The organism is Halopseudomonas sp. (assembly GCF_041579695.1).
Lineage (GTDB): Bacteria > Pseudomonadota > Gammaproteobacteria > Pseudomonadales > Pseudomonadaceae > Halopseudomonas.
Genome location: NZ_JBFGFI010000028.1, coordinates 26,567 through 33,458, shown reverse-complemented (window position 1 = coordinate 33,458; position 6,892 = coordinate 26,567). Strand labels below are relative to the sequence as shown.

Annotated in this window: 7 protein-coding genes; 4 read left to right on the top strand and 3 right to left on the bottom strand. The window is 61.2% G+C overall.

The features are described from left to right. The 3 genes from ABYA88_RS08030 to dacB all read left to right on the top strand — a co-directional run. The coding region (locus tag ABYA88_RS08030) for a DbpA RNA binding domain-containing protein (RefSeq protein WP_373186538.1) at positions 1 to 281 on the top strand (281 nt) is incomplete at its 5' end. Positions 282 to 286: 5 nt separating this feature from the next. Then, entirely contained in the window at positions 287 to 1,102 is an 816-nt protein-coding gene (locus ABYA88_RS08025; RefSeq protein ID WP_373186536.1) for a TatD family hydrolase, read from the top strand. A gap of 150 nt (positions 1,103 to 1,252) precedes the next feature. After that, positions 1,253 to 2,713 carry a D-alanyl-D-alanine carboxypeptidase/D-alanyl-D-alanine-endopeptidase gene (gene dacB, locus ABYA88_RS08020; protein WP_373186535.1) on the top strand — a complete coding sequence of 487 codons (1,461 nt, stop codon included), beginning with the start codon at positions 1,253 to 1,255 and terminating at the stop codon, positions 2,711 to 2,713. 11 nt (positions 2,714 to 2,724) lie between these two features. Here the strand turns inward: dacB and rlmKL are convergent, their stop codons facing one another. Next, positions 2,725 to 4,956 (bottom strand): bifunctional 23S rRNA (guanine(2069)-N(7))-methyltransferase RlmK/23S rRNA (guanine(2445)-N(2))-methyltransferase RlmL, encoded by a 2,232-nt coding sequence (gene rlmKL, locus ABYA88_RS08015; RefSeq protein ID WP_373186534.1) that lies wholly within the window; start codon positions 4,954 to 4,956, stop codon positions 2,725 to 2,727. Between the two features lie 268 nt (positions 4,957 to 5,224). Here rlmKL and rmf point away from each other — a divergent pair, with 268 nt between their 5' ends. Continuing rightward, on the top strand, positions 5,225 to 5,440 hold the full coding sequence (gene rmf, locus ABYA88_RS08010; protein ID WP_373186533.1) for a ribosome modulation factor: 216 nt from the start codon (positions 5,225 to 5,227) through the stop codon (positions 5,438 to 5,440). A 107-nt stretch (positions 5,441 to 5,547) separates the two neighbouring features. Here rmf and ABYA88_RS08005 read toward each other — a convergent pair whose 3' ends face one another. Further along, positions 5,548 to 6,570 carry a quinone-dependent dihydroorotate dehydrogenase gene (locus ABYA88_RS08005; RefSeq protein ID WP_373186532.1) on the bottom strand — a complete coding sequence of 341 codons (1,023 nt, stop codon included), beginning with the start codon at positions 6,568 to 6,570 and terminating at the stop codon, positions 5,548 to 5,550. Positions 6,571 to 6,646: 76 nt separating this feature from the next. Further along, positions 6,647 to 6,880, bottom strand: a complete 234-nt coding sequence (locus tag ABYA88_RS08000) for a DUF2835 domain-containing protein (RefSeq protein ID WP_373186530.1) — start codon at positions 6,878 to 6,880, stop codon at positions 6,647 to 6,649. Between the last annotated feature and the right edge of the window lie 12 nt (positions 6,881 to 6,892).

Below are 6,892 nucleotides of genomic sequence, written 5' to 3'. Positions count from 1 at the left end.
TTATGCCCAAGCCGCTGGTCGATGCCCTGTGCCGTCACGGCGGCCTGCAGCGCCAGCAGATCGGACACATCAAGCTGTTCAATGAGCATAGCGGTGTCTATCTGCCGGAGCTCAGCGAAGCCACTCTGGCGAAACTGGCCTTGGTCGAGATCAACGGGGTCACGTTGCAGATCCGCGCATGGCCTCTGCCAGCCGGGGAGTCCGAGCCGCCGACGCGTCCGCGTCCGCGCAAGGACTTCGCCAGCAAGCCACGTACTGCCAAGCCCCGTCCGACGAAGTAACTCTCGTGCCGGAATGGATTGATATCGGCGTCAACCTGACCGACTCCGCCTTCGACAGTGATCGTGAGGCGGTACTCGAGCGGGCCTGGCAGGCCGGTATCAGCCAGATGGTGCTGACCGCTACATCGTTGGCGGTCAGCCGTCAGGTACAGGCAATCTGCTCTGAAAATCCCGAACGTCTGTTCTGCACTGCCGGGCTACATCCGCATCAGGCCAGCCAGTGGAACGACGAACTGGCCGCGGAACTGCGCGTGCTTGCCAGGGCTGACTGCGTCAGAGCCATTGGCGAGTGCGGCCTGGATTACAACCGGGACTTCTCGCCCCGCCCGCAGCAGATAAAGGCACTGGAAGCACAGCTCGAGCTTGCCGTCGAACTCGAACTACCGGTGTTTCTGCATGAGCGCGATGCCAGCTCCGTGCTTATCGACGTTCTGCGCGACTACCGCGACAGGCTGCCTGCAGCCGTAGTGCATTGCTTTACCGCGGACCGTGAAGCGCTCTATCCCTATCTGGATATGGACCTGCATATCGGTATTACCGGCTGGATCTGTGATGAGCGGCGTGGCAGCCACCTGCATGCGCTGGTGGGCAACATTCCGGCTGGCCGCCTGATGATCGAGACCGACGCACCCTGGCTGGTGCCTCGCACCCTGCGACCCAAGCCAAAAAGGGGTCGCAACGAGCCTGCTTTCATTCCCGAGGTAGCCTCTACGCTGGCGCATTGCCGTAATGAATCGCTGGAACAGCTGTCGCTGCACACCAGTGCCACTGCAAGGCAATTCTTCCGGCTACCGACCGTCCAGATGGCCAGCAGCTACTAAACACAGCCTTCCATCGGCAGTTTGCCGATATTCCGGCGCGCCCCTTGGCGGCAGCGCACGATTACGCCATTATGCCAGCAGACACAACAAAACCAGACGCGGCGCTTGCGCATCGAGTTTGCCAGCTGACCCCGGAGTACCCAGCAGATCATGCGATCCTTCCTTCGCCATCTTGTTTCTACCACTGCCATGCTCACCCTTGCCACATCAGTATGGGCGGCCGACTCCGGCACCCTGCCATCTACGGTCAAGCAATCCCTGGATGCTGCGAAGCTGCCAAACGACGCGATGTCTATAGCAGCCATACCACTGGAAGGCCAGGGTATGGCCCAGTTCGTCAATGCCGACAAGATCGTCAACCCGGCTTCAACCATGAAGCTGGTGACTACCTACGCAGCCCTGGAGCTGCTTGGCCCCACCTACAGCTGGCGTAGTGAGTTGCTCGGCACCGGCCCCATCAGCAACGGCGTGCTCGAAGGCGACCTGATCTTCCGCACCAGCGGCGATCCGAAGATGACCATAGAGCGGATGTGGACCTTGCTGCGGGACTTGCGGGCGGCTGGCGTACGCGAAGTGGCAGGCGATCTGGTCCTGCAGCCGGCGGATATTCGCCTACCGGCAGACGCGGTGCCCTTCCCGGACGATGGTAATGATCCAAGCAAGCCCTTTCTGGTTGAGCCAGACCCGCTGCTGACCAACCTTAAGCTGCTGGTACTGAGCAGTTATGGCGAAAGCAATGGCGTACGCATCCATCTGGAGCCGGCTTTGCCGGAAGTCACGATCAATAACCAGCTCCGGCTACTGGCCCCGGTCAATTCCTGCCCCTGGCCCAACGTGACCTACGGCATAGAGGACAACGGTTCGAGCGCGACCATTACCCTGGTCGGCGCGCTGCATCAGGGTTGCTCGGTACAGCGCTACATGTCGGCGTTGGACGCCCCGACATACACCGGCAGCATGTTGCGCACCCTGTGGCGCGATATGGGCGGCGCCATCCGTGGCACAACCCGAGTCGGACAGCCCCCCGGCAAAGCACGCCAGCTGGCCTACAGCGACTCGCCCGACCTGGTGACGGTCATCCGTGACATCAACAAGTTCAGCAACAACACCATGGCCCGGCAACTGTTCCTGACCATTGGCCGTGAAACCCGCAGCCCCGCCGACCTCGATGACCAGCGATCGGCTGTACGCAGTATCAACCAATGGCTCGGCAGCAAAGGCATCCAGCCGACCGCACTGATCATGGAGAACGGTTCGGGGCTGTCCAGGATCGAGCGCATGACGGCCCGGGATATGGCGATGTTGCTGCAGCAGGCGTGGAAGAGCCCCTACTCCGCCGAATTCATCGCTTCACTGCCACTGGCTGCGATGGATGGCACCATGCGTCGGCGCCTGCGCAACACCTCGGTAGCCGGCCAGGCACACATCAAGACCGGCTCCCTGCGCAGTGTCCGCGCCATCGCCGGCATCACCCGGGATGCCAACGGTCAGAGCTGGGCGGTAGCAGCGATCGTCAACCACCCGGCTGCCGGCGCCAGTCGCGAAGCGCTGGACCGGGTTCTGACCGACGTCTACCGCCGGGCGCCTACCGACATTGCCACCAATCGGTAGACCGACCGGCCTCAGCCACGCCTGGTGATACACCAGGTGCGGTGAATCCGCGTATTGCGCTGGAAATCCTTATCCAGCGTCTGCGCGGAGATGTCAGTGACCTGATACTTTTCCTCTAACTCCCGGTCCAGCCGGAACCGCCGGAAGTTATTGGAGAAATACACCGTGCCGCCCGGCGCCAGTCGGGCCATGGCCATCTCGATCAGACGCACGTGGTCACGTTGCACGTCAAAGACATCCTCCAGCCGCTTGGAGTTGGAGAAGGTCGGCGGGTCGATGAAGATCAGGTCGTATTCGCCCCGGTCATCTTCCAGCCATTGCATTACATCTGCGTGCACCAGCTGGTGCAGGTCCGAGAGACCGTTCAGCGAAAGATTGCGCCGCGCCCAGTCCAGGTAGGTTTTCGACAGATCCACGCTGGTAGTGCTGCGGGCGCCACCGACCGCTGCGTGCACTGTGGCGCTCGCGGTGTAACAGAACAGGTTGAGGAAACGCTTGCCACGGGCCTCGGCGGCCAGTTTTAGGCGCAGCGGTCGGTGGTCCAGGAAGACACCGGTATCTAGGTAATCGGTCAGATTGACCAGCAGCTTGACCTGCCCTTCCTGCACGGTAAGAAACTCGCCCTTGCGATCCATGCGCTGGTACTGCTTGCTCCCGCTCTGGCGCAGGCGCTGCTTCAGCACCACATGGCTGGCCGGGATGCCGAGCACGTCCGGCAGAGCAACCAGCACGTCCTGCAGACGACTGCGCGCTTTCTCTTCACTGATGGTCTCGGGGGCCTGGTATTCCTGCACATGTGCCCAGCCGTCGTAAAGATCGATGGCCACGGCGAACTCCGGCATGTCCGCATCGTATACCCGGTAGCAGGTAATATTTTGCTGACGCGCCCATTTACCGAGGTTTTTCAGGTTCTTCTTCAGGCGGTTGGCAAACATCTGCGCCGATTCGCTCAGACGCGCCGTGCCGGTCGACTCGGCAACAGGGGCAGGAGCCGAGCCAGAAGTCTGCGGGCTCGTTGGCTGCTTCGCAACCAGCTCCGCAGACCTGACATTGCCGCTCGCACCGGTCACATAACGCTCGGGCTGCAGATCCATCATCAGCAATTTGCATGGCAGGGCGCCATTGAACAGCGAATACTGCTTGTGACTGCGGATACCCATGCGCTTGCCCAGGTCCGGATTGCCGGTGAAGATCGCCGCTTGCCAGCCGGTACAGCGCTCACGCAGCACTTCGCCGAGCTTCTGATACAGATACACCAGGCTGGCCTCTTCGCCCAGACGCTCGCCGTAGGGTGGGTTGCAGACAATCAGTCCCGTCTGCCCACGATCCGGATGCGGTTCGAAGGTCGCCAGCTCGCCCTGATAGACCTTGACCCAGTTGCTCAGGCCGGCTCGCTGGATGTTGTTGCGCAACGGCTGCAGCAGACGCGGGTCCGCTTCATAGCCACGGATCCACAGCGGGTCACGGGCGAGACCGGTTTCGGCGCGCGTCCTGGCCTGGGCATGCAACGCATCCCAGATCAGCGGCTGATGCTGCAGCCAGCGGCTGAAACCGAACTGTTCGCGCTGCAGATTGGGCGCCATATCAGTCGCCATCATCGCCGCTTCGACCAGGAAGGTACCCGAGCCGCACATCGGATCGGCCAGCGCCCCGCCGCTGGCCACCAGTTGCGGCCAGCCAGCGCGGATCAGAATCGCCGCCGCCAGGTTTTCCTTCAGCGGTGCCGCGCCCTGCTGCAGGCGGTAACCGCGCTGGTGCAGGCTGTGACCGGACAGATCGATGGCAAGCTGCGCTTCGCCGCTGCGGCAATGCACGTTGATGCGCAGGTCGGGATTCTGGCGGTCCACGCCGGGGCGAGTTCCATCCGGCTGTCGCAGGCGATCGACTATCGCATCCTTGACCTTCAGTGCGCCAAAGTGGGTATTGTCGACGCCCGGCAATATGCCGCCAAAGTCCACACTCAGGGTGGCCTCCACCGGCATGTGCGCAGCCCAGTCAACCGCCGCCACACCGTCGTACAGGCCTTGCGCGTCCGCCACAGCGAAACGGTTGAGTACCAGCAGTACGCGGTTGGCCAGTCGTGACCACAAACAGATGCGATAACCGAGCTCCAGGTTGCCGTTGATACTGACGCCAGCGACGGTTTCCCGCGCATTCTCGGCTCCCAGGGCGTTCAGCTCGTCGAGCAGCAATCCCTCGATGCCTTTCGGGCAGGTAACAAAAAATTCAAGGCTTTCATGCATCTGTTTGATTTCCACGACATTGTGTTTTTTACGTTAACGTTTTTAGCGCGCAGACCACTAAAGGGTTACGCGAATATGACAAATCGATCTTTGGGCGCCCAATACCTATAGGGTACAACAGGACAGGACTCGAGAACGGGCAAACCTCTCGGGAGGTCGGATCGGATGATCGATTTCCCTCCGTAGTGGCAGGAACCTGCCTGCCATGTCACCGCCGCCGCTGCACCATTGCAGGCCGGTTTGTTCTACCAGATGAGGGCTCTACTGTATGAGAAGACTCAAGCGTGACCAGATGGAACGAGCGTTTCTACGCGGTTATCAGAACGGTGTGCACGGCAAGTCCCAGGACTCCTGTCCGTTCAACAGTGCTACGACACGCCAGAACTGGATCAATGGCTGGCGTGAAGGCCGAGCAGATCACTGGGCCGGCTTCACCGGCATTTCCGGCGTCCATCGCCTGAATGAAATGCATGCAGTAGGTTGAATTCCCACAGTACATTTTTTCCCATGGCGCTTCCCTAAAGCGCCGGGCCTTTCGGGGCCCCACCGGCCTTCGCAATGCGAAGGCCGGATCCCCGGGAAAGCAGTCCTCTACTTCTCCAGCGCCGCGATCGCATCCATGCACTCACCTACCAGCTCGGGTCCACGATAGATAAAGCCGCTGTACAGCTGCACCAGACTGGCGCCGGCCTCCATCTTGTCCGCAGCATCCTTCCCGCTGATGATTCCGCCAACGCCGATAATCGGTATCCGACCTTTCAGCTCACCCGCCAACAGGCGAATTACCTCGGTCGACACATCGGTCAGCGGCCCGCCGGACAGACCACCGGTCTCCTCGGCATGGTCCAGACCAATAACGGCAGTGCGCTCCAGTGTTGTATTGGTGGCGATGACCGCGTCCATCCCTTCATCCACCAACACACCGGCAATCAGCGCCAGGTCTTCCGGCAGAACGTCGGGCGCAATCTTGATTGCGATGGGCACATACTGGCCATATTGGGCGGTCAGCTCGCCCTGACACTGCTTGATACTCTCCAGCAGACGCTTGAGCGTATCGCCGTATTGCAGGGTGCGCAGGCCAGGCGTGTTGGGGGATGACAAATTGACTGTGATATAGCTCGCCCGGCTATAGACCTTGCGCAGGCAATAAAGGTAGTCGTCCACTGCGCGATCCACCGGGGTGACCGCGTTCTTGCCGATATTCACGCCCAGCACACCGCTGTAGCGCACCGAGTCCAGACGCTGCAGCAGCGCATCGACGCCCAGGTTATTGAACCCCATTCGGTTAATGATCGCGTTCTGCTCCGGCAGGCGGAACATCCGCGGCTTCGGGTTACCCGGTTGCGGCCTCGGCGTCACCGTACCCACCTCAAGGAAACCAAAACCCATCGCCGCGAGTCCGTCTACCGCCAGCCCGTTCTTGTCCAATCCCGCAGCCAGACCTACCGGGTTGTCGAAGGTCAACCCCATCACCTGCACTGGCTGCGGCGCCCGCGGCCTGATCAACTTGTCTGCCAGACCGAGCCGCCCGGCTGCACCGAGCAGGTCCAGTGTCAGATCGTGGGAGGTTTCGGCGGGCAGGCGAAAGAGCAGAGAACGCAGCATGGAATACATGGATCGGAGCCTTGTGGATGACTTTTCATCCGCACAGTATACCTGTTCGGCGCGGGCTTGAGCGCCACAGCGGCATCTATTGGACGATACGCTGCAGCGAGATCAGCTTGCCCTCCCCGGTAAAACGCATGATGAAACTGCCGTAGACCCCTTCGTGGGTGAGAAACGGACGCAAATGGTGTGCCGGCAGGCTGACGCGCCGGCCATCACGGCTGTGCATCAGCACCCGACCGGCCTGACCACGGTACCAGGCAAGATAGCGCTCGGCGGGGAGCGCTATATCCACTACCAGTTGCTGCTCTGCAGTCAATCAGAGTTCCTC

Coding starts and splice junctions, on each gene's coding strand:
- rlmKL (WP_373186534.1), bottom strand. CDS start 4,956: ATGCATGAAAGCCTTGAATTTTTTGTTACCTGCCCGAAAGGCATCGAG.
- ABYA88_RS08005 (WP_373186532.1), bottom strand. CDS start 6,570: ATGTATTCCATGCTGCGTTCTCTGCTCTTTCGCCTGCCCGCCGAAACC.
- rmf (WP_373186533.1), top strand. CDS start 5,225: ATGAGAAGACTCAAGCGTGACCAGATGGAACGAGCGTTTCTACGCGGT.
- dacB (WP_373186535.1), top strand. CDS start 1,253: ATGCGATCCTTCCTTCGCCATCTTGTTTCTACCACTGCCATGCTCACC.